Source organism: Novosphingobium capsulatum NBRC 12533, assembly GCF_001598375.1.
Taxonomy (GTDB): Bacteria; Pseudomonadota; Alphaproteobacteria; order Sphingomonadales; family Sphingomonadaceae; genus Novosphingobium; species Novosphingobium capsulatum.
In genome coordinates, this window is record NZ_BCYV01000009.1 from 227,135 (window position 1) to 251,535 (window position 24,401).

Annotated in this window: 21 protein-coding genes; 13 read left to right on the forward strand and 8 right to left on the reverse strand. The window is 65.2% G+C overall.

Annotation, left to right across the window (positions count from 1 at the left end; translation table 11 throughout):
- The first annotated feature begins 30 nt into the window (after positions 1–30).
- Entirely contained in the window at positions 31–768 is a 738-nt protein-coding gene (gene ygfZ / locus SCA01S_RS09570) for a CAF17-like 4Fe-4S cluster assembly/insertion protein YgfZ (RefSeq protein ID WP_062785121.1), read from the forward strand.
- A gap of 116 nt (positions 769–884) precedes the next feature.
- On the opposite strand, the gene SCA01S_RS09575 is transcribed toward ygfZ, so the two are convergent.
- The 4 genes from SCA01S_RS09575 to SCA01S_RS09590 form a co-directional block, all read right to left on the reverse strand.
- Positions 885–2,552, reverse strand: a complete 1,668-nt coding sequence (locus SCA01S_RS09575) for an ATP-binding protein (protein WP_157088923.1) — start codon at positions 2,550–2,552, stop codon at positions 885–887.
- Positions 2,553–2,706: 154 nt separating this feature from the next.
- Positions 2,707–3,471 (reverse strand): TIGR02186 family protein, encoded by a 765-nt coding sequence (locus SCA01S_RS09580; RefSeq protein ID WP_062785125.1) that lies wholly within the window; start codon positions 3,469–3,471, stop codon positions 2,707–2,709.
- Positions 3,468–4,382, reverse strand: coding sequence for a sulfite exporter TauE/SafE family protein (locus SCA01S_RS09585; protein ID WP_022675011.1), 915 nt, complete (start codon positions 4,380–4,382; stop codon positions 3,468–3,470). The genes SCA01S_RS09580 and SCA01S_RS09585 overlap by 4 nt, the downstream gene beginning before the upstream one ends.
- Positions 4,383–4,484: 102 nt before the next feature.
- Positions 4,485–5,069 (reverse strand): glycosyltransferase, encoded by a 585-nt coding sequence (locus SCA01S_RS09590; protein WP_062785127.1) that lies wholly within the window; start codon positions 5,067–5,069, stop codon positions 4,485–4,487.
- A 117-nt stretch (positions 5,070–5,186) separates the two neighbouring features.
- Here SCA01S_RS09590 and nhaA point away from each other — a divergent pair, with 117 nt between their 5' ends.
- The 3 genes from nhaA to miaB all read left to right on the forward strand — a co-directional run bounded on the left by nhaA (position 5,187) and on the right by miaB (position 8,368).
- On the forward strand, positions 5,187–6,368 hold the full coding sequence (gene nhaA / locus SCA01S_RS09595) for a Na+/H+ antiporter NhaA (RefSeq protein WP_157088925.1): 1,182 nt from the start codon (positions 5,187–5,189) through the stop codon (positions 6,366–6,368).
- A 98-nt stretch (positions 6,369–6,466) separates the two neighbouring features.
- Entirely contained in the window at positions 6,467–6,922 is a 456-nt protein-coding gene (locus tag SCA01S_RS09600; protein ID WP_022675008.1) for a Dps family protein, read from the forward strand.
- Positions 6,923–7,045: 123 nt separating this feature from the next.
- The gene (gene miaB, locus SCA01S_RS09605) at positions 7,046–8,368 is read left to right on the forward strand and encodes a tRNA (N6-isopentenyl adenosine(37)-C2)-methylthiotransferase MiaB (RefSeq protein WP_062785131.1); all 1,323 of its coding nucleotides are present in this window, start codon (positions 7,046–7,048) and stop codon (positions 8,366–8,368) included.
- An 88-nt stretch (positions 8,369–8,456) separates the two neighbouring features.
- Here miaB and SCA01S_RS09610 read toward each other — a convergent pair whose 3' ends face one another.
- Entirely contained in the window at positions 8,457–8,759 is a 303-nt protein-coding gene (locus SCA01S_RS09610; protein WP_022675006.1) for a hypothetical protein, read from the reverse strand.
- A 265-nt stretch (positions 8,760–9,024) separates the two neighbouring features.
- Here SCA01S_RS09610 and SCA01S_RS09615 point away from each other — a divergent pair, with 265 nt between their 5' ends.
- From SCA01S_RS09615 to SCA01S_RS09630, 4 genes are all read left to right on the forward strand, one after another.
- Positions 9,025–10,116, forward strand: a complete 1,092-nt coding sequence (locus tag SCA01S_RS09615) for a PhoH family protein (protein ID WP_084390904.1) — start codon at positions 9,025–9,027, stop codon at positions 10,114–10,116.
- 208 nt (positions 10,117–10,324) lie between these two features.
- Positions 10,325–10,819 (forward strand): rRNA maturation RNase YbeY, encoded by a 495-nt coding sequence (ybeY, locus tag SCA01S_RS09620; RefSeq protein ID WP_062785133.1) that lies wholly within the window; start codon positions 10,325–10,327, stop codon positions 10,817–10,819.
- A gap of 32 nt (positions 10,820–10,851) precedes the next feature.
- Positions 10,852–11,796 carry a hemolysin family protein gene (locus tag SCA01S_RS09625; RefSeq protein ID WP_062785134.1) on the forward strand — a complete coding sequence of 315 codons (945 nt, stop codon included), beginning with the start codon at positions 10,852–10,854 and terminating at the stop codon, positions 11,794–11,796.
- Positions 11,796–12,677 (forward strand): LysR substrate-binding domain-containing protein, encoded by an 882-nt coding sequence (locus SCA01S_RS09630; RefSeq protein WP_022675002.1) that lies wholly within the window; start codon positions 11,796–11,798, stop codon positions 12,675–12,677. Before SCA01S_RS09625 ends, SCA01S_RS09630 begins: the two co-directional genes overlap by 1 nt.
- A 115-nt stretch (positions 12,678–12,792) precedes the next feature.
- Here SCA01S_RS09630 and scpC read toward each other — a convergent pair whose 3' ends face one another.
- Positions 12,793–14,337: a succinyl-CoA:acetate CoA-transferase ScpC gene (gene scpC, locus SCA01S_RS09635; RefSeq protein WP_062785136.1), complete on the reverse strand. Its 1,545-nt coding sequence runs from the start codon at positions 14,335–14,337 to the stop codon at positions 12,793–12,795.
- 151 nt (positions 14,338–14,488) lie between these two features.
- Complete coding sequence (locus SCA01S_RS09640; protein WP_054132151.1) at positions 14,489–14,944, reverse strand: peptidylprolyl isomerase; 456 nt, start codon at positions 14,942–14,944, stop codon at positions 14,489–14,491.
- A 144-nt stretch (positions 14,945–15,088) separates the two neighbouring features.
- Here SCA01S_RS09640 and mgtE point away from each other — a divergent pair, with 144 nt between their 5' ends.
- Positions 15,089–16,519 (forward strand): magnesium transporter, encoded by a 1,431-nt coding sequence (mgtE, locus tag SCA01S_RS09645; protein ID WP_028657501.1) that lies wholly within the window; start codon positions 15,089–15,091, stop codon positions 16,517–16,519.
- Between the two features lie 23 nt (positions 16,520–16,542).
- Positions 16,543–16,950 carry a DUF1489 domain-containing protein gene (locus tag SCA01S_RS09650; protein ID WP_022674998.1) on the forward strand — a complete coding sequence of 136 codons (408 nt, stop codon included), beginning with the start codon at positions 16,543–16,545 and terminating at the stop codon, positions 16,948–16,950.
- Positions 16,951–17,031: 81 nt separating this feature from the next.
- On the opposite strand, the gene clpB is transcribed toward SCA01S_RS09650, so the two are convergent.
- The gene (gene clpB, locus SCA01S_RS09655) at positions 17,032–19,611 is read right to left on the reverse strand and encodes an ATP-dependent chaperone ClpB (protein WP_062785138.1); all 2,580 of its coding nucleotides are present in this window, start codon (positions 19,609–19,611) and stop codon (positions 17,032–17,034) included.
- A 201-nt stretch (positions 19,612–19,812) separates the two neighbouring features.
- Between clpB and SCA01S_RS09660 the strand changes: the two genes are divergently transcribed.
- The 3 genes from SCA01S_RS09660 to SCA01S_RS09670 all read left to right on the forward strand — a co-directional run bounded on the left by SCA01S_RS09660 (position 19,813) and on the right by SCA01S_RS09670 (position 24,320).
- On the forward strand, positions 19,813–22,722 hold the full coding sequence (locus SCA01S_RS09660; RefSeq protein WP_062785140.1) for a M16 family metallopeptidase: 2,910 nt from the start codon (positions 19,813–19,815) through the stop codon (positions 22,720–22,722).
- A gap of 138 nt (positions 22,723–22,860) precedes the next feature.
- Entirely contained in the window at positions 22,861–23,544 is a 684-nt protein-coding gene (locus tag SCA01S_RS22210) for a hypothetical protein (protein WP_157088926.1), read from the forward strand.
- Positions 23,545–23,588: 44 nt separating this feature from the next.
- Positions 23,589–24,320 carry a hypothetical protein gene (locus tag SCA01S_RS09670; protein WP_157088927.1) on the forward strand — a complete coding sequence of 244 codons (732 nt, stop codon included), beginning with the start codon at positions 23,589–23,591 and terminating at the stop codon, positions 24,318–24,320.
- The last annotated feature ends 81 nt before the right edge of the window (positions 24,321–24,401 follow it).

Genomic DNA, 24,401 nt, shown 5'->3' on the forward strand with positions numbered 1-24,401 from the left:
CTTAAGCCCAAGCGCTCCTATCTGTCACCCATGAGCAATCCCCGCCTGTTCGATCGCGCCCTGATCCGGCTATCCCCCACTGAGCCAGGAGAAGACGTGGCCGCGTTCCTCCAGGGCCTTGTCACCAACGACGTGCAAGGGCCGCTGCCGGTCTGGGCCGGGCTGCTGACCCCGCAAGGCAAGGCGCTGTTCGATTTCCTGGTCTGGCCCGATGGCAACGACGCGCTGCTGATCGATTGCGAGGCGGCCGTGGCCGAGGCCCTGGTCAAGCGCCTCTCGCTCTATCGCCTGCGCCGCAAAATCGCGATCGCCATTGCGCCCGAACTGGGCGTCTATTGGCAGGGTCACATGGGCGATGGTGGCGCCGCCGATCCGCGCCTGGCAGCGCTGGGCCAGCGCTGGATCGCCGCGGTGGCTGACGATGACGTGGCGGTTGATGCACAATGGCGCGAACACCGCCTCAAGCTGGGCGTGCCCGAGGGTCAGGCCGAACTGGGCAGCGACCAGACGCTGTGGCTGGAAACCAATGCGGCCGAGCTCAAGGGCGTGAGCTTTACCAAGGGCTGCTATGTCGGCCAGGAAAACACCGCGCGGATGAACTGGCGGCAAAAGGTCAACCGCCGCCTGACGGTCGTTCCCCTCGCCCAGTCAGACCCGGCCCGCCAGCGCGCCGCCTATCCCGACCTCGGCCTGGCGGTGGATCATCTGCGGACAGAAGCGATTACCCACGTCCCGCATTGGCTTGAGGATGCGCTGAAAGCGGATTGAGCGTTGTGCAAGCCGCCCTTCGACAAGCTCAGGGCGAACGGAGTCCGGTAACAATTCCTCGGAATTCCGTTCGGGCTGAGCCTGTCGAAGCCCCCCGCAGGCACGCGCCGCCCCCCTCAAAACCGGCTTTGCGCGCGCCAGCGATGCACGGTGCGCGCGACGCCTTCCTCTTCGCCGCCGCTCTTGCCCCATAGCTGGCTGAACGAAGGATCGGCCGATGCCGGGCGGCGCACCTCGTCCAGGTCGTCGAACGCGACGCGGATCGGGATCGCCACGCCCTCGCCACAGATGATGCATTCGCGGTTGCGCAGCGCGGGAATCGAATCGAGGAACCCGCGCGCGCCTTCGGGCATGGCCGCGCGCACGAACTGCTGGTCGCGATCGTTGTTAAGGCGCATCGAGATGATCGTGCCGCATTGCGACAGCACGCCTTCGGCCAGGTCAGACGGGCGCTGGGTGATCAGGCCCAGCGACACGCCGTATTTGCGGCCTTCCTTGGCGATGCGCGACAGGATGCGACCGACCGACGATCCGTTGGAATTGCGCTCGTTGGGCACATACCGGTGCGCTTCTTCGCATACCAGCAGGATCGGCCGCGTGGTTTCCTGGCGCGACCAGATGGCATAGTCGAACACCAGGCGGCTGAGCACGGCAACCACGGTAGAGGTGATTTCGGACGGAACGCCCGACACGTCGATGATCGAGATCGGCTTGCCATGGGCCGGCAGGCGGAACAGCCGCCCGACGAATTCGGCCATCGTATCGCTGACCAGCATGCCCGAGAACATGAACTGATAGCGCGGATCGTTGCGGATTTCCTCGATCTTGCTCTTCACCCGCATATAGGGGATCGAGCTGTGCCCCTTGTCGAGCTTGCCCATCTCGTTCTGCAGGATGTTGCACAGATCGGACAGCAGGTAGGGGATCGGCGAATCCTGCGTGATGCGGCCCACCTGTTCGGCCAGACGGTTCTTCTGCCGCGCCATCAGCAGGCACTTGGCCAGGATATCGGCGTCGATCTGGCGTTCTGCCCCGGTAGCGGTGAGGAACACCTCGCAGTGTTCTTCAAAGTTCATCAGCCAATAGGGCATCTGCAGGTTCGACACGTCGAACAGTTGCCCGGTGTTGCGAAACGCCGAAAGATATTCGCCGTGGGGATCGATCATCACGATATGGCCCTCGGGCGCCATGTCGCAGATGCGGTGCAGGATCAGCGCGGCCGCCGTCGATTTGCCGGTGCCGGTCGATCCCAGCAGCGCGAAATGCTTGCCCAGCAGCGGATCGATATAGAGGCCGGCGCGGATATCCTGGGTGGGAAACACCGTGCCCACGGTCACATGCGCGCGGCCATCGCTGGCATAGATCTGGCGCAGATCGGCGCTGGTGGCCGGATAGACCAGCGCGCCGGGCACGGGAAAGCGGGTAACGCCGCGGCGAAAGCCAAAGATGCGGCCGGTGGCGGGGTCTTCCTCGCCCTCCCCCAGAAAATCGAGCTGGGCCATTGCGCCACCATCCACCTTGCCATCGCGGCGCTGGTTGCGCACCGAGCCGAGCAGCCAGCCGCGCCCCACGCGCACCTTGATCTGGCTGCCCACCTGGCCCGACAGCGCCACGGTGGGATCGGCATCGTCCATGCAGTCTTCCAGGCGGTGCAGATCGAGCGCGATGCCGCTGCCCGATCCGGCCACATCCACCACCACTCCGATCGGGCTGAGCGCGCAATCGGACGGCGGCAGATCGCGCGGTTCAAGGACAATATCGGGCAACGCAGCGGCAGATGGCATCGGCCCGTGCGGGGCAAGATCTCCAGGCCGGGCAGGGTCTGCCGAAATGAATACCTGCCTGCTCATGTCCGTCATGCCTGTTCTTGCCCCAGCCCGTTGTCGCGCCAAACGCTAGAACTGGCAGGGTTAATTTTGGGCTAAGCAGTGCCCCGCATCACACCAGCGCAAACAGGCGCCCGGCGATCCAGCCCATGCCCACCGATACCAGCACGGCAAACAGGCCATAAAGCAAGCCGTTGCCATCGGCCTGGTCGGCCACGAAGCGTTCGAAACCCTGCTTCGACACGTCAACCCGCGTGACCGCAGAGGTGATCACCCGGCCCTGGCGGATGGCAAAGGTTTCAGCGGTATAGGTGCCGGTGCGCACTTGCGAAGGCAGCGTGATGCGCGCCTGATACAGCACCTGCCCGCTGATCGTTACGCCGTGGCCGTCTTCGCGATAAAGGCCCTGCCGCTGCATCAGATCCACCAGGCCATCGGCGAAGTGGCGTTGCCGGGCCGGGTCGATCGCGCCAATCGGGGAAAGCTGCAGGCGATCGAGACCGAGTTCATAGATCGCCGCAGTCTTGTCATCCACGATCTCGCGCACCGGGCGGGACGAGGCGATGGCAAAGAAACTCGGCGCTGAGCGCAGCTCGCTGCTCGCGGCATTCACCCAGATGCCCGCCACCTTGCGCTTTTCCCGCAGCACGATGGATTGCACCGGGCCTTTGAGCACGACGACGATATCGTAATCCTGCGCGGCGCGGGTGCCACCCGGATCGAGGATGGCACCGAACAGCAAGAGATCCGCCCCGGTAAAGCCCTGGCGCACCTCCACCCGATGCTGCGATATTTCGGGCACCAGGATCGGCGCGCGCGCCCCACCGAGCAGAATGGCCACCGGCGCCAGCAGCGCCAGCACCCAGCGCGGCGTCATAGCGGCACCACGGTGAAAATCTCGTCGGGTCGATAGCCCAGGCCCAGCGCCATGCGCAGTGCCACGCCCAGCACGATCACCGCCAGGATCAGGCGCAACTGTTCGGGCTTGGCCTTTTGTGCAAACTGCGCGCCGATCTGCGCGCCCGAAACCGATCCCACCAGCAACAGTCCGGCCAGCACGATATCCACCGCATGCGTGGTCAGCGCGTGCATCATCGTTGTCGCCATGGTCACGAACAGGATCTGGAACAGCGAGGTGCCCACCACCACGTTGGTGCTCATGCCCAGGATATAGAGCATGGCCGGCACCAGGATGAACCCGCCGCCGATGCCCATCAGCATGGTCAGGATGCCGGTGGCCATGCCCAGCAAGAGCGGCGCCAGTGGCGAGATATAAAGGCCCGAGCGATAGAACCGCCAGCGCAGTGGCAGGCTGGCTACCAGGGGATGATGGCGGCGGCGCCGCGCCGGCTGGGCGAGGCCAAGCCGCTGTGCGCGCAGGGCGGTGATGCTTTCATGCGCCATCAGCCCGCCGATGCCGCCCAGCAGCACGACATAGAGGATGTTGATCACCGTATCGATCTGGCCCAGCGCCTGCAGCAGGCGGAACAGCAGTGCCCCCACCCCGGTGCCCAGCACCCCGCCGGCGACCAGCACCGCGCCCATGTGATAATCGATGCCGCCGCGCCGGGCGTGGGCAAATGCGCCCGAAACACTGGCCCCGGTCACCTGGCTCGCGGCCGATGCGGCGGCCACCGTCGGCGGCACGCCATAGAAGATCAGCAACGGAGTGGTGAGAAAACCACCGCCCACGCCGAACATGCCAGACAAGAGCCCGGTCAAGGCGCCAAGCCCCACGATCACCAAGCCGTTGACCGCCAGATTGGCGATGGGAAGGTACACATCCATCGCCGCTTGTCCTAGGCGGCGCAGGCCAATTCCGCAATGCCACGGTTGCCCCGCACGGCTGCGCCGCGCCAGCAGAAGGGCGATCGGCACTACATGCGAAAGCTATGCCCACAACGCCGGAAGCGGCGGTCGACCATATTCGTCGTCGCGCGGTTTCGAGGCATCGTGCACGATTACGCTTCGCACAATCCTGCCGCTGCGCGCCTCATCGGCCTGCAACGCAAGATAAAGCCGATTGAGGCAATCGGCCTTGGTCGTCGGGCCGTCGCGATCATGCACCACGATGCGCAGGCGCGGATCGGTGGCGCAGCGCATGACCGCCGCCAGCGTGGCGGGATCGTTGCGATGGCAGCCGACATAGAGCCGCAGGTCCGCATTTGGCCAAGCCGCCAGGCAATGCTCGATCACGGCGGCCACAACCGGCGCTTCCGACCAGACCGGCACCAGCACCGCTGCCGCACCCGGTAGGCCACCCGCACCACGGTCGACGCGCGCGGGCCAATCGGCAGTCGCGGCAAAGCCCGAAGCCAGATGCAGTGTGCAAGCCCGGCCCGTGATCCGGAGCCAGGCCCACAGTCCGTCCAGCCGCCGTTCTTGGCAGGCACCCACGGCCAGGCATGTTGCAGCGAAAAGCAGAAGTTCGCGCTGCAACATGGCCAGCCACAGCCAGACTGTGGACAGCGACATCATTCCCAATTTGCCCTCACCCCCGTTTGACGGCAAACACCCCCACTGGCAAATTACGGCTGGCCGTGGCGCGTGGCAACGCTTGCAACCTTCAGGAATGAATCGAATATGGCGGAAATGCGCGTGTCCCCTCATCAGCCGCAATCGACATTGCGCCGATTGATGCGCCACGAAGCAGCGCCGGGCGTGCTGCTGCTGGTCTGCGCGGCGCTGGCCATCGCACTGGCCAATTCGCCCTTGCACCATGCCTATCATGCCGCACTGCATCATGTCCTTCCGGTGATCGTGGCGCCCCAACTCGACAGCCTGCATGCCTGGATCAACGACGGCCTGATGGCCGTGTTCTTCTTTGTCGTGGGGCTTGAGATCAAACGCGAAATCATCAGCGGCTCACTGGCCGATGCACGGCGGCGGCGGCTGCCGGTGCTGGCAGCGCTGGCAGGCATGGCGCTGCCCGCGCTGGTGTTCCTGGCCGTCAGCCGTGATTTTCCCATGCTGCATCGCGGGTGGGCCATTCCCGCCGCCACCGACATCGCCTTTGCCATGGGTGTGCTGGCCCTGATCGGGCGCCGTGCCCCCCGGTCGATCAGGTTGTTCCTGTTGACCGTGGCCGTGGTCGATGACCTTGGCGCGGTGGTGGTGATCGCCATTTTTTACACCAGCGGGGTGGCCTGGGCCTGGCTGGCGGCGGCGGCCGCCGTGTTTGGCGCGATGATTCTCATCAACCGCGCCGGTGCGACTCGGGCGTCGACCTATGCGGTCTTTGCCGTGGCCCTCTGGGCATGCGTGCTGCAATCGGGCGTCCACGCCACCGTGGCAGGGGTGCTGGCGGCGCTGACCGTGCCGATGAAGCTCGATGCCCGGGGTAACAGCCCGCTGCTGCGCCTGGAACATCTGCTTGTGCCGATCAATGGCTTCGTGATCGTCCCGCTGTTCGGCCTGGCCAATGCCGGGGTCGATCTGCGCGCCACGGGCCTGGCCGGCATCCTGGCGCCGCTGCCCTTGGCAATCGCGGCCGGGCTCGTCGTAGGCAAGCAGGCCGGCGTGCTGGGCGCGGTTCTGGGTGCCGAACGGCTGGGCCTGGCGCCACGGCCGGCCGGCGCGCAGATGATGCATCTGTGGGGCATGGCGCTGCTGTGCGGTATCGGCTTTACCATGAGCCTGTTCATTGCCGCGCTGGCGTTTCCAGCGCAGCCCGATCTGGTCGAGCAGGCCAAGATCGGCATCCTGGGCGGATCGCTGCTGTCCGCCCTCGGCGGCGCGCTCGTCTTGCGACTGGCGCCAAAGCCTTCCGATTGATCGACAAAACCGATTTTTACAAGCCACCATTTGCGTGAAACTTTGGCGCCGTTGTGGCGTATGAAAGCGCAAAGCCAAGCAAAGGAAAGGGGTTTACCATGCCGGGCGACAACGCAAACAAGGCGCTGATCGATAGCCTGAACGGGCTGCTCGCGGATTATTTCGCGCTCTATATCAAGACCAAGAACTATCACTGGCACGTGGCCGGCCCGCAGTTCCGCGATCTGCACCTGCTGTTTGACGAGCAGGCCACCGAGCTTTTCGCACTGACCGACATCGTGGCCGAGCGCGTGCGCAAGAACGGCGGCGCCACGCTCACCTCGATCGGCGCGATCGGCGCCAAGGCCAGCGTAAAGGATGATGACCGCGCCAAGGTTGATGCGATGGACATGGTCAAGGCCCTGCGCGACGACAATGCCGCGCTGGTCGAAACCATCCGCAAGGTAAAGGCCGCAGCCACCGAAGCCGGCGACAACGCCACCGAAGGCGCGGCCGACGACTGGACCGACCAGGCCCAGCAGCGCGTGTGGTTCCTGAGCCAGATCCTGGCCTGAACCAACCCTGCCTGCCATGCCAAGGCCCGCCGCGCATGCCTTGCGCGGCGGGCCTTTTCCTGGGCAGTGGCGGTGCGCAAGGCGGTTTCCATCCGCGCCCGATTGCCTTATGGGGCGCGGCTTATGCCCGCAGAGAATCCCCCCCGGACGTTTCACGTCAAGAGCTTCGGCTGCCAGATGAACGTCTATGACGGCGAGCGCATGGCCGAGTTGCTTGCCGCCCAAGGCATGACCGCCACCGACGAGCGCGATGGCGCCGATCTGGTCGTGCTCAACACCTGCCACATCCGCGAAAAGGCCACGGAAAAGGTCTATTCCGATATTGGCCGCCTGCGCCGTGCCGATGGCACCACGCCGCTGATCGCGGTGGCCGGTTGCGTCGCCCAGGCCGAGGGCGAGGAAATCATGGCGCGCGCTCCGTCGGTCAAGGTCGTGGTCGGGCCGCAAGCCTATCACCGCCTGCCCGAAATGGTGGCCGACGCCGCCGCCGGCAAGCGCGGCACCGAGACGGACATGCCGGCCGAAGCCAAGTTTGCCGCGCTGCCCAAGCGCCGCCGGTCGGGCCCCAGCGCGTTCCTGACGGTGCAGGAAGGGTGCGACAAGTTCTGCACCTATTGCGTGGTGCCCTATACGCGTGGCGCGGAAATCTCGCGCCCGTTTGCCGATCTGGTGGAAGAGGCCAAGCTGCTGGTTGCCGGCGGCGCGCGCGAAATCACCCTGCTGGGGCAGAACGTGAATGCCTGGACCGGCCAGGACGCCAAGGGCCGCGCCATCGGACTCGATGGGCTGATCCGGGTGCTGGCGGCAGAGCCAGATCTGGCGCGCATCCGTTATACCACCAGCCATCCCAACGACATGAGCGATGGGCTTATCGCCGCCCATGGCGAGATCGACAAGCTGATGCCGTTCCTGCACCTGCCCGTGCAGGCCGGCAACGACCGCGTGCTCAAGGCGATGAACCGCAGCCACACGGTGGAAAGCTATCTCAAGATCCTCGATCGCGTGCGCGCCGCCCGGCCCGATATCGCGCTGTCGGGCGATTTCATCGTCGGTTTCCCCGGAGAGACCGAGGCCGAATTCCAGGACACGCTCGATCTGGTCGGCGCGGTGCGCCATGCTCAGGCGTTCAGCTTCAAGTATTCGCCCCGCCCCGGCACGCCAGCGGCCACGATGGACGATCAGATCGCGCCGGCGGTGATGGACGAGCGGCTCAAGCGGCTGCAGGCTGCGCTGGCGCGCGATGCCACGGCGTTCAACCAGGCCAGCGTGGGCCGGCGTTGCGAGGTGCTGGTCGAACGGCGCGGGCGCCTTGCCGGCCAATGGCTGGGCAAATCGCCCTGGCTGCAATCGGTGCACTTCACCGGTGACGTGGCGATCGGCGATCTGGTGACGGTTGACCTGGTGCAGGCCGGGCCCAATTCGCTCGCTGGCCAGCTGGTCGCCTGATCTCGTCCAGCATTGCCAATTACGCAGACACAAAAAGGCCCCCGCCGCGATCCACGCGACGGGGGCCTTTTGGTTTGGACGCCGGGCCTTAGCCGTGGTGATGGCGATAGGCGTGGCGGATCTTGTGATGCATCACCTTGCGATCGTGGCGCATGTCACGGCGGTCGTGGCGCAGTTCGTGCTTGGCGATGCGCACCGCGCGTTCGTTGCCATGGGCGCGGGCCACGGCCACTTCGCGGCGATCGTGGCGCACTTCGGCGCGGTCGCGGCGCACTTCGTGGCGGGCGGCGGCCACGGCCGGGGTGTTGACCGGCTGGGCATTGGCAATGGCCGGCGCCATGACCGGGGCAACCAGGGCGGCGGCAACGAGGGCGAGGACGAACTTGCGCATGGGGGTAACTCCTTGTTCCGGCCGGACCTGAGCGTTTTGCCCGGGGGTCTCGTTCGGCCATGAAACGGTTATGGCCCTGCCCGGCTGAATGCCTGCCGAAGCACGTTGCAAGAAACCGCTCAGGTTTGTCGTGCCCCGGCAGCAAAGTGTCGCGCAATTGTTACCTGCGTTGTGCATTTTGCCGCCAGTCTCCCTTGCACAAGGACAATCACGCCTTACACTTGGATAAAGTGGTTCGATGAAAGGAGCGCGAAAACCCCATCCCATGGCTCGCAAATTCCCCCGTGCCCACGACGAGGCACATCGCGACATGACCTTCGACCGCCCCGGACACCGTGCCGGAATACAGGGCGATGGCGGGGTCAGGACCGGGCCGCGGCCCGACCAACCCCGTCGCGCCCGCGTGGAAGTGGAATTTGAAGAGCAGACGATGCTGGGTGCGCTGTTCGGACAGTTCGACACCAACCTGGTGCAGATCGAAAACCGCCTCGGCGTGTTCATTTCCGCACGCGGCAACAAGGTCTTGATCGAAGGACCCGAAGACGCCGTGGCCCGCGCCCGTGACGTGCTCAAGGGCCTGTACCAGCGCCTCAACACCGGGCACGAGATCGACAGCGGCGCCCTGGAATCGCTTATTGCGATGAGCGCGGAACCCACGCTTGAAGGGATCATCACCGGAACGCCGGGCAATGCCCCGCCGATCATGATCCGCACCCGCCGCAAGACCATTGTGCCGCGTTCGGCCACGCAGATCGCCTATATGCAGGCGCTGGTGCAGAACGACGTGATCTTTGCCCTGGGGCCGGCGGGTACCGGCAAGACCTATCTTGCCGTGGCCCAAGCCGTGGCCCAGCTGATGACCGGTTCGGTTCAGCGGCTGATCCTGTCGCGCCCGGCGGTGGAAGCTGGCGAGCGCCTGGGCTTCCTGCCTGGCGACATGAAGGAAAAGGTCGATCCCTATCTGCGCCCGCTTTACGATGCGCTCTATGACTGCATGCCGCCCGAACAGGTGGAGCGGCGCATCGCCAGCGGCGAGATCGAGATCGCGCCGATCGCTTTCATGCGCGGGCGCACCCTGGCCGATGCCTTTGTCATCCTCGACGAAGCGCAGAACACCACGCCGGCGCAGATGAAGATGTTCCTCACCCGCTTTGGCCAGAACAGCCGCATGGTGGTGTGCGGCGATCCCAAGCAGGTTGACCTTCCCGGCGGCGTGGCTGCCAGTGGCCTGGCAGACGCAGTCGGCCGGCTGGAAGGCGTGGACGGCATCGGCGTGGTGCATTTCAGCCGCGCCGACGTGGTGCGCCATCCCATCGTGGGCCGTATCGTTGAAGCCTATGAAGGGAACGAGGCCTGACCTTGCACGGTGCCTCCACCACCCCCGACCCCCTCCTCTGAAAAGGAGGGGGTTTTGTTTCATCCTCCCCATCCTCTTTAGAGGAGGGAGTCGGGGGGTAGTGGAAACCTTGCACTGACCCTGACCTTGCATTTTTTGCACATGGCGGGTGGCGCGGCCCGCGTCGCCATGCCAAAGCGATTCGTCCCCCAATTGCACAGGCCCCCGCATGACCGCGCCGATTCTGGAAATCGACATCGATCCCATCTGGGGAGATACCACCGATTGGGAGGCACTGGCCAACCGCGCCGCTGAAGCGACCGCGCAGGTTGCCACTGAACTTGCGCATCCCAATCTGCTGGTCAGCCTGGTTCTGGCCGACGATGACGAGGTGCACGCCCTCAACAAGCAGTGGCGGGCCAAGGACAAGCCCACCAATGTGCTGTCTTTCCCGATGCTTGCCCGCGAAGACGTGCTGCGCGCCGCAGCCGACGAGGGCGCGCCGGGCATGCTGGGTGACCTGATCCTGGCGCAGGGCGTCTGTGCCCGCGAAGCCGCGGAAAAGGGCATCTCGGTAGAAAACCACGCCACCCACCTGGTGGTCCACGGCCTGCTGCATCTGGCCGGCTATGACCACGAGGAGGGCGAAGCCCAGGCCGAGGAAATGGAAGACCTGGAGCGGAAGGCGCTTGCCTTGCTGGGCCTGGCCGACCCATATGCATGAATATCGACAGTAACAGCTAAGGAGCAAGGTCAGTGCCCGAGGGCAATGGGTCCGGCGGTGAAAATCGCTCGGGCGAAGGCGACAGTAATGGGGCGCTTTGGCGCGTGATAAAGGCCTTTTTCAAGGGGCCTGACCATGACCAGTCTCTACGGGCGCAGATCGAGGAAGCGATCGAAGAGCACGAGCACGAACCCGGCCATGATCTGGGCGCCGATGGCGACCTGGTGCCGGTGGAACGCCAGATGCTCAAGAACCTGCTCCATTTCAGCGAGCGCGATGCCGATGACGTGGCCATCCCGCGTGGCCAGATCATTGCCATCCCCGCCTCCTCCACGTTTGCCGAAGTGGTTGCCGCCTTTGCCGAGCATGGCCACAGCCGCCTGCCGGTCTATGGCGAATCGCTCGATGAAGTGCAGGGCATGATGCACATCAAGGACGTGTTCCCGTTCCTGGCGGACATGGCGCTCAAAGGGGCGCCTGCGCCCGATGACTGGACCGTGCTGCTGCGCCAGCCGCTGTTCGTGCCCCAGGCGCGCGGCGCGATCGATGTTCTGGCCGACATGCGCGGCAGCCGCACCCACCTGGCCGTGGTGGTGGACGAATATTCCGGCACCGACGGGATCATCACGTTCGAGGATCTGGTCGAGGAAATCGTCGGCGACGTGGAAGACGAGCACGACGATGCGCCCGAAGTGCTGCTCAACCGCCTCGATCCCGATACTTGGGATGCCGATGCCCGCGCCGAACTGGAACACGTCGCCCGCATCATCGACCCGCGCCTGGCCGAGGTGGAGGAAGACGTCGACACCCTGGGCGGCCTGGCGGTTGTCCTTGCCGGCGAAGTGCCACCAGTCGGCCGCGTGCTGGAACACGAATCCGGCTGGCGTCTGGAAGTGACCGGGGGCGACGAACGCCGCCTCACGCGCCTGCGCTTGCACGCCCCCTCCACCGCCCTTGCCGAAGAAGAAGACGCCTGATGATCCGCCGCCTGCCACCACTGCGCTCGCTGGAAGCTTTCATTCGCGTGGTGCGCGCCGGCTCTGCCAAGACGGCGGCGGCCGAACTGGCACTCAGCCCATCGGCCCTCTCGCGCCGGCTGGCGGCACTGGAAGAGTTCGTGGGCAAGCCGCTGTTCGAACGCAAGCACCAGGCCCTCAAGCTGACCGAAGACGGGCAGACGCTGTATGATGCGGTGGCCCCGCTGATCGACGAGATGGCCGACCGGATCGATCGCATGATCGATACCGGCAAGGTCATGCGCCTGCGCCTGGGCGTACTGCCGCTGTTCGGCAGCCAGCGCCTGTTCCCGCGCCTGGGCGAACTGCGCAAGCTGCACCCGCAGCTGCATATCGATATCGACAGCTCGACCGCGGCGGAAACCAAGCTGGGTGACACGATCGATGCGGCGATCATCCTGTCGGAAGGGCCGGACGCCGCGCTGCATGCCGTGCGGCTCGATCACAACCGGGTCTATGCCATCGCCAGCAAGCAGTTGGCCGAGGAGCTGGGCAACCGGCCCGATATGGCCAAGCTCGCCAAGCAGACGTTCCTGGTCCACAACGATCTGCCCGCCAGCTTTGAAGCCTGGAAGCGCACGCTACACCTGGAAGCGCTGGAGCCAGCCGCGATCGACCATTTCGATTCCGGCCAGCTGATTCTGGAAGCCGCCGCGCAGGGTCTGGGCATTGCCATCATGCACGATGACCATTTCAGCCGCAGCCACGATCCCCGGCTGGCGCGCGTCTATGACATCGAAGTGGACAGCCCCTATTCCTATTGGTTCGTCTGCCGCCCCCGCGCCCTGCAATCGCGGCCGGTGCGCCTGTTCCACGACTGGATGCTGAAGGCGGGGCTTTAAGAGGCCCCCTCCACCGCCCGCTGCGCGGGCGGTCCCCCTCCCCACGCCGTGGGGAGGATCCCAGGTCCTCCCCGCTCGGCGGGGAGGTGGCGGCCCGAAGGGCTGACGGAGGGGCTTACCCCGCCCGCATGGTGCCCGTCTGCACAAAGCGCTGATGCCAAGAAAGCGCCTCGTCGAGCAGCGAGGGCGAATGCTTCCCATAGGAATCGCGCAAGGCGCGGGCATAGTAGTCACTCAACTGGTCGCGATACGTGGGGTGGACGCAGTTGGCGATGACCTGTTCGGCCCGCTGCTTGGGCGAAAGGCCGCGCAGATCAGCCAGGCCCTGGTCGGTGACGATCACCTGCACGTCCTGGTCGATATGGTCGACATGGCTGACCTGGGGCACGATCGTGGAAATCGCCCCGCCCTTGGCCAGCGAGGGCGCCATGAAGATCGAGATATAGGCATTGCGGGCAAAATCGCCCGAGCCGCCGATGCCGTTCTGGATGCGCGAGCCCATCAGGTGGGTGGAATTGACGTTGCCATAGAGATCGGCCTCGATCATGCCGTTCATCGCCAGGCAGCCCAGGCGCCGCACCAGTTCGGGATGGTTGGAAATCTCCTGCGGGCGCAGCACAATGCGATCGCGATAGCGGTGCATTTCGCCGTTCAGCGCTTCGGCCGCGTCGGGGCTGAGGGAAAACGCCGTGGCCGAGGCCATCGCCAGCTTGCCCGCCGCCAGCAGATCGAGCATGCCGTCCTGCAAGACTTCGGTATAGGCCGTCATCGGCTCGAACGGGCTGTCCATCAGGCCGTTGAGCACGGCATTGGCGATATTGCCCACGCCCGACTGGATCGGCAGCAGCGAAGCCGGTAGCCGGCCCATTTTCACTTCATGGCCAAAGAACTGCAGCAGGTGCCCGGCAATGGCGCGGGCGGCATCGTCGGGCGCCTTGAACGGGGCGTTGCGATCGGGCGTGTCGGTGGCCACCACCGCCACCACCTTGGCCGGATCGATGCGGAACGTGGGCTGGCCAATACGATCGTTGGGATGGACCAGCGGGATCGGCTTGCGATGCGGCGGCAGCGCCGTGCCATAATAGATATCGTGCATGCCGTGCAGCGCTTCATGCTGCCAGGAATTGACTTCCAGGATGATCTTGCCGGCGCGATCGAGCCAGGTCTTGTTGTTGCCCACTGACGAGGACGGCACCACGCTGCCATCGGGCAGGATCGCCGAAACCTCGACCAGCGCCACGTCGAGCGGGCCGAGAAAGCCCTGCCACGCCACGGGCGCCACCTGGCTCAGGTGCATGTCGAAATACTGCACCGTGCCGGCATTGATCTGCTCGCGCACCAGGGGATCGGAGTTGTACGGCAGGCGGAAATCGATGCCCTTGGCCCGCGCCAGCGCGCCGTCGAGTTCAGGGCCGGTAGAGGCGCCGGTCCACACCTTGATGGCATAGGGATTGCCGGCGGCGTGGGCCGCCTCCATCCGCCGCGCCAGGGCCTGGGGCACCGCCTTGGGATAGCCTGCCCCGGTAAATCCGCTCATCCCCACCACGGCGCCGGGGCCAATCAGGCTGGCGGCATCGTCTGCGCTCATCAGCTTGGCGCGATAATCGGGATGGGCAATCCGCGCAGGAGACACGGACGGTGACGAAACGGGGGCGTTCATGGGGGGCTCCTCTCGGGGTCGATCTACCCTGCCCCTAAGCCGATGCGCCTTGTCCTACAGCAAAAAAGGCGGGGACCAGCCCCGCCTTTTCCCTGATATGATACAGGTTTTGTCTCGATAGCAAGACAGTGACCCGATCAGCCAGTCGTAATCAGGCCGCCTGCACGGTCGCCTTGCGGATCACGCCCGGGTTTGCCGGCGGCTCGCCCTTGGGCAGCGCGTCGATCAGGTCCATGCCGCTCTCCACTTCGCCCCACACAGTGTACTGGCGATCGAGGAAACGCGCATCATCAAAGCAGATGAAGAACTGGCTGTTGGCCGAGTGCGGATAGCTGGTGCGGGCCATCGAGCACACACCGCGCACGTGCGGCTGATCGTTGAATTCGGCCTTGAGGTCGGGCTTGCTGGAGCCGCCCATGCCGGTGCCCTGCGGGCAGCCGCCCTGCGCCATGAAACCGGGGATCACGCGGTGGAACTTCACCCCGTCATAGAAGCCTTCCGAGGCCAGTTCCTTGATGCGTTCCACGTGGCCGGGGGCCAGGTCGGGACGCAGCTTGATCACCACATCGCCCGAATCCAGCGACAGGACCAGTTTTTCTTCAGACATCGACCACTCTTCCTTGGCAAAGAATGCCGCCGATATAGGCAATCTTCGGACAAAGTCACGCTGCAGTGCACCATTGCATTTGCCGGATGATCGCCTATCCCCGCCTTGATGGAACAAGGCGCGCCCCACGAACACGACCCGCGGATGGACGACGGCGTGGACACTGACACCTTGACGGTGGCAGCGCCCGAACCTGCGCGCAATTCGCAGGAACTGGACGAGGAAGACAACACGCTGCGCCCCTCGTTCCTGCGCCGGGTGACCGAGGCGCTGGACGCGGAAAACCAGGAAGCGGTCTATAACCTGGTCGAGCCGCTCCACCCGGCCGACATCGCCGACCTGTTCGAGCTGATCGGCCAGGAATACCGTGCGCCGCTGGCCCGCGCGATCAACGACCTGCTCGGCTCAGACGTGCTCGCCGAGTTGAACGACTGGGTGCGCGATGACCTGGTCGATCAGCTCGAACCCGAAGAGGTTGCCGACCTCGCCGAGCAGATGGAGACGGACGACGCCGTCGCCCTGATCGAAGACCTCGACGAGGAAGACCAGGCCGCCGTCCTGGCAGAAATGGAGCCGGAAGACCGCGCCGCGATCGAAAGCGCGCTGTCCTACCCCGAAGAATCCGCCGGCCGCCTGATGAGCCGCGACGTGATCGCGGTGCCCGAACACCTGACCGTGGGCGACCTGATCGATTACCTGCGCCGCGACGACGATGACCTTGCCACCGAATTCTGGGAAGTGTTCATCGTCGACGTAAAGCATCGCCCGGTTGGCACCTGCATGCTTTCCTGGCTGCTGCGCGCACCGCGCAGCGTGCCCCTGGCCGATGTGATGAAGCGCGACCAGACGCTGATTCCCGTCACCATGGACCAGGAAGAGGTCGCGCTCCGCTTTCAGAAGTACGCGCTGATTTCTGCCGCCGTGGTGGATGACAGTGGCCGGCTGGTCGGCCAGATCACGGTGGACGACGTGGTCCACATTATCCAGGAAGAGGCGAGCGAGGACATCCTGCGCCTGTCGGGCGCGGGCGATGGCGACATCAACGAGCCGATCGGCCTGACCGTGCGCACGCGCCTGTCGTGGCTGGTGGTGAACCTGGGCACGGCGATCATTGCCGCCTCGGTGGTCGGCCTGTTCCAGGGCGCCATCGCGCGCTTTGCCCTGCTCGCCGTGCTGATGCCGATCGTTTCGGGCATGGGCGGCAATGCCGGCACCCAGACGCTGGCAGTGGTGGTGCGCGCGATTGCCACCAACCAGCTGACGAGTTCCAACACCGTGCGCATGATCCTGCGCGAATTGCGCATCGCGCTGGCCAACGGGCTCTCGCTGGGCGTGCTGATCGGGGTGGGCACCACGCTGATCTTTGGCAACCCGCACCTGGGCGCGGTGATCGGCGCGGCCATGGTGATCAACAACCTGGTGGCGGGCCTGGCTGGAATCCTCGTTCCGGTCAGCCTCGATCGCCTGCGGGTGGATCCGGCTGTCTCTTCGGCCGTATTCGTGACGATGGCCACCGATGTCATGGGGTTCTTCTCGTTCCTGGGGCTGGCTGTCGTCACCGGGCTTGCCGCCTGATTCGGATTGAAAGAACACCTGCAATGCCGCTCAACATGACCAAAGTGGCCTATGGCGCGCAGTCGCTGGCGGAAGTCCACGAATGGTTTTCCACCGGCCGGCGCCACGGTGCCGATGGCGTCGCCCGCCTGACCACGCGCAACTGCCCGCGCCGCCATGCCGAAATGATCGGCGGCTCGCTGTACTGGATTCTCAAGCACCAGCTGGTCGCGCGCAGCGAAATCTTGGGTTTTGAAGAGGCCGAGGGCGGACGCACCAATATCCTGGTCTCCACCCGCCTGATCGACGTGGTGCCGATGCCGCGCCGCGCCCACCAGGGCTGGCGCTATCTGGAAGCAGCCGATGCCCCGGCCGATCTTGGCCATGGGGAAGCCGGTGACGTGCTGCCCGCCGCGATCGCCGGCGAACTGGCCAAGCTCGGCCTGGTCTGACGCCCGCGGGCTGCCGGCCCGCCGATGCAGAAAAGGGAGCGACATGCGCTCCCCTTCCCTTTCCGCAATGGCCTGCGCGGCTCAGCTGACGTGGAACGCCAGCGCGCCGTCGCCTTCATCGATCGTCACCGTGCTGCCGTCGGGCACTTGGCCTGCCAGCAGCCGCTCCGCCAGCGGGTCTTGCAGATAGCGCTGCACGGCCCGCTTCAATGGCCGCGCGCCATAGACCGGATCATAGCCCACCCGGCCCAGCCAGCGCTTGGCCGCCTCGGTGAGGTCCAGCGTGATCTTGCGATCCTTGAGCAGCTTGGCCACGCGTGCCACCTGGATGTCCACGATCGGGGCCATGTGTTCCTGGCCCAGGCGGTGGAACAGGATGATTTCATCCAGCCGGTTGAGGAATTCCGGCCGGAAGTGCGCGCGCACCACATCCATCACCTGCGGCTCCACGCTGGCGGCATCTTCGCCCTCGCCCAGGTTGGCCAGGTACTGGCTGCCCAGGTTGGAGGTCAGGATGATCAGCGTGTTGGTGAAATCCACCACGCGGCCCTGGCCGTCGGTCAGGCGCCCATCATCGAGCACCTGCAACAGCACGTTGAACACGTCCTGATGAGCCTTTTCCACCTCGTCGAACAGGACGACCTGATAGGGCCGGCGCCGCACCGCCTCGGTCAGCACGCCGCCTTCGTCATAGCCGACATAGCCCGGAGGCGCGCCGATCAGACGGCTGACGGCATGCTTTTCCATGAACTCCGACATGTCGATGCGCACCATCGCACTGTCATCATCAAACAGGAAACCCGCCAGCGCCTTGGTCAGTTCGGTCTTGCCCACGCCCGTGGGGCCCAGGAACAGGAAGCTGCCGAGCGGACGGTTGGGGTCTTGCAACCCGGCCCGCGCGCGGCGCACCGCCTTGGACACGGCCACCACCGCGTCGCGCTGGCCGATTACCCGCTTGCCCAGCACGTCTTCCATGGCGAGCAGCTTTTCCCGCTCGCCTTCCATCATCCGGTCGACCGGCACCCCGGTCCAGCGGCTGACGACACCAGCGATATCTTCGGCCGTCACTTCCTCGCGCAGCAGGGCATTCTTGCTGGCGCCTTGCGCATCGGCCAGCTGGCGCTCCAGCTCGGGGATGCGGCCATAGGCCAGCTCCCCGGCCTTCGCCAGATCGCCCACGCGCTGCGCCTGCTCCAGTTCCACGCGCGCGCTGTCGAGCTGCTCCTTGATCTTGCCTTCGGCATGGATCTTGTCGCGCTCGTTCTGCCAGCGCGTGGTCAGCTCGGCCGATTGCTGTTCCAGGTTGGCCAGGTCTTCGCGCAGGGTATCCAGCCGATCACGGCTGGCCTGGTCGGTTTCCTTAGCCAGGGCCATTTCCTCGATCTTGAGCTGGATGATGCGACGATCCAGGTTCTCGATCTCCTCGGGCTTGCTTTCCACTTCCATGCGGATGCGGCTGGCGGCCTCGTCCATCAGGTCGATCGCCTTGTCGGGCAGGAAACGGTCGGCGATATAGCGGTTGGACAGCGTCGCGGCCGCCACGATCGCGGCATCGGCGATGCGCACGCCATGGTGCACCTCGTACTTTTCCTTGATCCCGCGCAGGATCGAGATGGTGTCCTCCACTGTCGGCTCGCCCACGAACACGGGCTGGAACCGGCGTTGGAGGGCCGGGTCCTTTTCCACGTACTTCTGGTATTCATCCAGCGTGGTAGCGCCGATGCAGTGCAACTCGCCCCGCGCCAGTGCCGGCTTCAAGAGGTTGGACGCGTCCATCGCGCCTTCGGTCTTGCCCGCGCCGATCAGGGTGTGCATCTCGTCGATGAACAGGATGATTTCGCCCTCGGCGCCCTTCACCTCGTCAAGCACGGCCTTGAGCCGCTCCTCGAACTCGCCGCGATACTTGGCGCCGGCAATCAGGCTGCCCATGTCGAGCGCCATCAGGCGGCGATGCTTGAGGCTGTCGGGCACGTCGCCATTGGCGATCCGCAGCGCCAGGCCTTCGGCAATCGCCGTCTTGCCCACGCCGGGTTCGCCGATCAGCGCCGGGTTGTTCTTGGTGCGACGCGCCAGGATCTGCACGGTACGACGGATTTCCTCGTCGCGGCCGATCACCGGATCGAGCTTGCCCTCGCGCGCGGCGGCCGTCAGGTCGCGGGCATATTTCTTCATCGCGTCATAGGCGTTTTCCGCGCCGGCGCTGTCGGCCGAACGCCCACCGCGCAGCGCCGTGATCGCGGCTTCCAGCGCCTGAGGCGAAAGGCCGGCCGCCTTCAACGCCTGGCCAGCCGCCGTGGTGCCAGCCAGCGTCAGCGCCAGCAGCATGCGTTCCACGGTGACAAAGCTGTCCCCGCTCTTGGCGGCAACCTGTTCGGCCTGGTCGAGCAGGCGCACGGTATCGTTGTCGAGCCCGGGCGAATTCTGCGCGCCCGAACCAGACACCGCCGGCAACTTGCCCAGCGCCTTGTCCACTTCGGCCTGGGCCACGGCCGGGTTGCCGCCGGCCCGCTGGATCAGCCCGCTGGCCATGCCTTCCGGGTCTTCCAGCAACACCTTGAGGACGTGCTCGGGGGTGATGCGCTGATGGCTCAGGCGGATCGCCAGGGTCTGGGCCGCCTGGAGGAAACCCTTGGCGCGATCGGTGAATTTTTCGAGGTTCATAACGGTCTCTCGCTCTCCTGACCGCCACAAGGTAGTGTTGCTTTTGGGCAACACAAGGACGTGGATCAAATTTTGCGCCACCGGTTGCAATCAAAACCAATGTCGCGTGGCAAGTCCTCACGATGGTTCAGCTTTGACTCCGCCGAACATGCCCTTACACATCGCCACAGAGACTTTTCGAGACAGGACAAGCCCCCCTCCATGCAGCGCTTCCTCAACGCCTCTCTCCTGGCCCTGGCGATCGCCTCGGCCGCGCCTTCACCCGTGCTTGCCGCAACGGCATCGGCCCCGGCAGTGCCCGCCCCGGCGCCGCTGGCCAACCTGGTTTCGGCAGTGAACATCCCGTACCAGCAGTTCACCCTGCCCAACGGCCTGCGCGTGCTGGTCCATACCGATCGCAAGGCGCCGGTCGTGGCAGTGTCGGTGTGGTATGGTGTGGGTTCCAAGAACGAGCCCAAGGGCAAGACCGGCTTTGCCCACCTGTTCGAACACCTGATGTTCAACGGGTCGGAACACAACAAGGGCGATTTCTTCACCCCGCTGCAGAATGCCGGCGCCACCGATTACAACGGCACGACCTGGTTCGATCGCACCAACTATTTCGAAACCGTGCCCACGGCCGCGCTCGATCGCTTCCTCATGCTGGAATCCGATCGCATGGGCTATCTGCTGGGTGCGGTGACGCAGGAAACGCTCGATAACCAGCGCAGCGTGGTGCAGAACGAAAAGCGCCAGGGCGACAACCAGCCCTATGGCCTGGTGGAATACGAGCAGCTCGAAAACCTCTATCCCGTTGGCCACCCCTATCATCACAGCACGATCGGCTCGATGGCCGATCTCGACAGCGCCAGCTTGGCCGATGTGAAAGCGTGGTTCACCGATCACTATGGCCCCAACAACGCCGTGCTGGTGCTGGCAGGCGATGTCGATCTCGCTACGGCCAAGGCCAAGGTCGCCAAGTGGTTCGGCGCCATTCCCGCCGGGCCCAAGGTGCAGCCGGTATCGGCCCCGGTGCCGACCCTGCCCGCGCCGGTTGCCAAGACGATCAAGGATGAAGTGGCCACCACCCGCATCTACCGCATGTGGGCGATCCCGGGCTATGACAACCCCGATTACCTGCCGTTGCAGATCGGTGCAGTGATCCTGGGCGGCCTTGCTTCTTCGCGGCTCGACGACAACCTGGTGCGTGGCCAGCAACTGGTCGTTGCGGCCGGCGCCAATGCTGAAATCTATGCCCAGGCCGGGCAGTTCGTGGTTCAGGCTGATGTGAAGCCGGGCCAGAATGCCGCCGCCGTGGGTGCCGCGCTCGACGCGCAGATCAAGCGCCTGGTGACCGAAGGCCCGACGGCCGACGAACTCGCCCGCGCCGCCACCGTCACCGCCAGCGACCAGATCCGCAAGCTGGAATCGGTCGGCGGCTTTGGCGGCAAGGCACCGACGCTGGCCGAAGGTCTGCTCTACAACGGCGATGCCAACCACTATCGCAAGGAACTGGCGGCCATGGCCGCGCTCACGCCGGCGCAGGTGCGTGACGCGCTGCAAAAGTGGCTGACGCGCCCGGTCTTTGCCCTGACGGTGGAGCCGGGCACCCGCACCGAAGGCGGCGAATCCCACGGCGGCTGGGCCAACAACGATACCAAGGTCGGTGGGGGCCACGGTAGCGCTGCCCATCCCGCCTATTGGCACCAGCCCGGCCAGGACCCGGCGCCGCAGCCAGCCGTGCCGGCCGCTGCCGCCGGCCCCGATCGCAGCGAACTGCCGCCGATCGGCACGCTCGCGGCGCTGCAGTTCCCGCAGATCGAGCGGGCAACGCTGTCCAACGGGGTGAAGGTGGTCTTTGCTCGCCGCGCCGCCGTGCCGGTCGTTTCGGTGCAGGTGGCGTTCGACGCCGGCTTTGCCGCCGATCCGCGCCAGGCGCTGGGTACACAGGCGATGCTGCTCAAGATGATGGATCAGGGCACCAAGACCCTGGATGCCGCCGCCTTTGCCCGTGCCCGCGAAAACCTGGGCGCCAACATCAGCAACGCCGCCCTGCCCGACAGCACAGCTTTCCAGCTCGATGCCGTGGCGCCCAACCTCGCTGGCTCACTGGCGCTGCTGGCCGACTATATCCGCAATCCCGCGCTCAAGAGCGATGACCTGGAACGCGTGCGCGCCCAGCAACTCGCCGCGATCGATGCCGAACTGCGCGATCCCTCGGCCATGGCCTCACGCGTGCTCTATCCCGCGCTCTATGGGCCGCAGCACCCCTATGGCACGCCGCCCACCGGCACCGGCGATCCCGCCGTGGTCAAGCGCCTGACCCCGGCAGACCTCGCTGCGTTCCACCAGGCCTGGCTGCGCCCGTCCAAGGCGACGATTTTCGTGGTCGGCGATACCACACTGGCGGCGGTCAAGCCGCTGCTGGAACGCAGCTTTGGCAGCTGGGCCGAACCGGCGGGCGCTGCCCCGGCCAAGAACCTGTCGGCAACGATCCCCGCAGCCAGCCCGCGCATCCTGCTGGTCGATCGCCCGGCCTCGCCGCAGTCCATGATCATGGCCGGCGAAGTGCTCGCCGCCACCGGCCGCGACGATCTCGTGCCGCTGCGCACTGCCAACGAAGTGCTGGGCGGCAGCTTCCTCTCGCGCCTCAACATGGACGTGCGCGAAAGCAAGGGCTGGAGCTACGGCGTGGGCAGCGCGGTAAGCGACCGCCAGGACCGCGTGATCTATCGCCTCGTCGCGCCGGTCCAGACCGACCAGACCGGCCCCGCGATCGCCGCCATGCAGGGCGACATGACTGCGTTCCTCAAGGACAAGGGCGTTGCCCCCGACGAACTGGGCTGGGCCACGCAGGGCGCCGCCCGCGAACTGCCAGGCGCGTTCGAAACCTCGTCCGCCGTGCTCGATGGCCTGGTCAAGATCGTCCAGTTCCAGCGCCCGGACGATTACTACACACGCCTCGCCGTGCGCTATCCCACGCTGACCGCCGCCGAACTCGACAAGGCCGCCCGCACCGCGCTCGATCCGAGCAAGCTGACCTGGGTTGTCGTGGGCGACGCCACCAAGATCAAGCCGCAGCTCGACAAGCTCGGCCTGCCGGTTGAGGTGACGAGCGTCCAGGGGAAGTAAAACCCGATTTTGCCATTTTGGCAGCACTGGCTCGGCAAGGTTCCAGATGAAGCCTTGCCGAGCTATGCCGGTTTAGCCTAGACGTAGTTTGCGCAACAAATTGTTGCGCAAACTACGTCTGGGTGTCCCGGGGAAGGCATGACAGAAAAGATCGGGTGGGGGCGGCTGCGCAAGGCGCCGATTGGTTTGCTTGCTGCGCTGGCCGTTAGTATGCCGTGGACAGCAACTGCGCAGGATGCCACGGCAAGCCTGGCCACATCCACATCACCTTGCACGCTTCACATTTGGCCTGGCAGCCCATTGCGGTCTACGTTTTACGGCTGGCTCCACGGTGGAATCGTTGATGGGGCTGTTAACGGGCGGCAGGGCTATCCAAAGCTACCGCGAGCACCGCTGGACACGGCCACCCAACAGGCCGTGCTGGCGAGCCTCGACCTTCCGACTATACTCGGTCTGACGGGGTATCAAGTCACAGTCCATGCCGAAACGCTCGACAGTCGCACCCTGCGCAATACGCCGGGTCGCTACACGGCCGAGGGCGGACCATGCCACGCCGAACTCGCCGTGGATGACGTATTTTTTCAGGAAGACACTTTTTCGGGTCGCTATCTCAAGGTGATCTACCGCTTCAAGCGGTTCGACGGCAGCGAAACGCCCACCCGCAGCTTTGGCACGATTGCCACGGAAAAGCTCGCACTGTTTCCTCCCGCAAAGCCAGAAGACGATCCGCAGGCTGCGCTGGGCGAATTGCGCCACGCGTTTGCAGAAAGCGTGGCAACGTTTGGCAGGCAGCTGGCAGCGCCGCCGCGTAAGAAAAATTAACGCAAGCACAGCCCAAACGGGCCATTCCAGATGGGGATATGGAAATGCTCAAGACCTTCCTTGCAACTAGCGTGGCTTTGCTGGCCACGGTTGGCACCGTCCAGGCGCAAGACACCACGGCGCCCGCGTCTCCGGCAGCGCCTGCCGAAGCCGCAAAGTCACTTAGCCCGGAGGTCGTCGTGCATGCACCGTCGGCCGCTGCGCCCGATGGCTGCGAACTCCATATCTGGCCGGCCGAACGAATGGCGTCGATGACGACCGGACTCTTGGGCGGCGGCTTGCTGGATGCTGCCATCCACGGCAATCGCGATGCCACCAATCGCACGCTGATGGCCAGCGCGCTGGACAGTCCCAGCCAGCTCGATGCTCTTGAGACGCTCGACCTGCGCGGCATGCTCAAGCTTACTCCGGGCACCACGATCGTGACGCATGCCACGCCGCTGGTGCGCAAGACCATGAATTCCGTTAAAACGCGCCGCTCGGATTCTCAGGCCAAGTGCTATTCAGAACTCGTCGTGGCGGACGTATTCTACCAGAAAGCCGCAATTTACGGCCGCTCGCTGCGCACACTGTTCATGGTGCGGGAATTTGGCGACGATCAGAAAATCGACTTCGAATACAAAGCGTGGGGCGGCAACGGCCTCAAGCTTTTCCCGCCAAAGGAAGGCGATGACGCCGTGGCTGCGCTCGATGAACTGGTCGCCGTGTTCAAGAAGAATTTCGAGGAATATGCCGGCAACGAAGCCAAAGCGACGCGCACGCCCGTAAAGAGCTGACAGGCAATCGACCTCCCAGAGAAAAGCCCCCTGTCCTTCGTCGGACAGGGGGCTTTCTTATGTCCTGAAAGTCTGGCCCTA

What these genes read in the sequence shown, in the direction of transcription:
- miaB (WP_062785131.1), top strand. Translation starts at nt 7,046, where the DNA reads ATGCCCGCAGAGAATCCCCCCCGGACGTTTCACGTCAAGAGCTTCGGC.
- SCA01S_RS09615 (WP_084390904.1), top strand. Translation starts at nt 9,025, where the DNA reads ATGGCTCGCAAATTCCCCCGTGCCCACGACGAGGCACATCGCGACATG.
- clpB (WP_062785138.1), bottom strand. Translation starts at nt 19,611, where the DNA reads ATGAACCTCGAAAAATTCACCGATCGCGCCAAGGGTTTCCTCCAGGCG.
- SCA01S_RS09650 (WP_022674998.1), top strand. Translation starts at nt 16,543, where the DNA reads ATGCCGCTCAACATGACCAAAGTGGCCTATGGCGCGCAGTCGCTGGCG.
- ybeY (WP_062785133.1), top strand. Translation starts at nt 10,325, where the DNA reads ATGACCGCGCCGATTCTGGAAATCGACATCGATCCCATCTGGGGAGAT.
- scpC (WP_062785136.1), bottom strand. Translation starts at nt 14,337, where the DNA reads ATGAACGCCCCCGTTTCGTCACCGTCCGTGTCTCCTGCGCGGATTGCC.
- SCA01S_RS09590 (WP_062785127.1), bottom strand. Translation starts at nt 5,069, where the DNA reads ATGTCGCTGTCCACAGTCTGGCTGTGGCTGGCCATGTTGCAGCGCGAA.
- SCA01S_RS09660 (WP_062785140.1), top strand. Translation starts at nt 19,813, where the DNA reads ATGCAGCGCTTCCTCAACGCCTCTCTCCTGGCCCTGGCGATCGCCTCG.
- mgtE (WP_028657501.1), top strand. Translation starts at nt 15,089, where the DNA reads ATGGACGACGGCGTGGACACTGACACCTTGACGGTGGCAGCGCCCGAA.
- SCA01S_RS09585 (WP_022675011.1), bottom strand. Translation starts at nt 4,382, where the DNA reads ATGGATGTGTACCTTCCCATCGCCAATCTGGCGGTCAACGGCTTGGTG.
- SCA01S_RS09670 (WP_157088927.1), top strand. Translation starts at nt 23,589, where the DNA reads ATGCTCAAGACCTTCCTTGCAACTAGCGTGGCTTTGCTGGCCACGGTT.
- SCA01S_RS09575 (WP_157088923.1), bottom strand. Translation starts at nt 2,552, where the DNA reads ATGCCATCTGCCGCTGCGTTGCCCGATATTGTCCTTGAACCGCGCGAT.
- nhaA (WP_157088925.1), top strand. Translation starts at nt 5,187, where the DNA reads ATGCGCGTGTCCCCTCATCAGCCGCAATCGACATTGCGCCGATTGATG.
- SCA01S_RS09600 (WP_022675008.1), top strand. Translation starts at nt 6,467, where the DNA reads ATGCCGGGCGACAACGCAAACAAGGCGCTGATCGATAGCCTGAACGGG.
- SCA01S_RS09640 (WP_054132151.1), bottom strand. Translation starts at nt 14,944, where the DNA reads ATGTCTGAAGAAAAACTGGTCCTGTCGCTGGATTCGGGCGATGTGGTG.
- ygfZ (WP_062785121.1), top strand. Translation starts at nt 31, where the DNA reads ATGAGCAATCCCCGCCTGTTCGATCGCGCCCTGATCCGGCTATCCCCC.
- SCA01S_RS09630 (WP_022675002.1), top strand. Translation starts at nt 11,796, where the DNA reads ATGATCCGCCGCCTGCCACCACTGCGCTCGCTGGAAGCTTTCATTCGC.
- SCA01S_RS09580 (WP_062785125.1), bottom strand. Translation starts at nt 3,471, where the DNA reads ATGACGCCGCGCTGGGTGCTGGCGCTGCTGGCGCCGGTGGCCATTCTG.
- SCA01S_RS09610 (WP_022675006.1), bottom strand. Translation starts at nt 8,759, where the DNA reads ATGCGCAAGTTCGTCCTCGCCCTCGTTGCCGCCGCCCTGGTTGCCCCG.
- SCA01S_RS22210 (WP_157088926.1), top strand. Translation starts at nt 22,861, where the DNA reads ATGACAGAAAAGATCGGGTGGGGGCGGCTGCGCAAGGCGCCGATTGGT.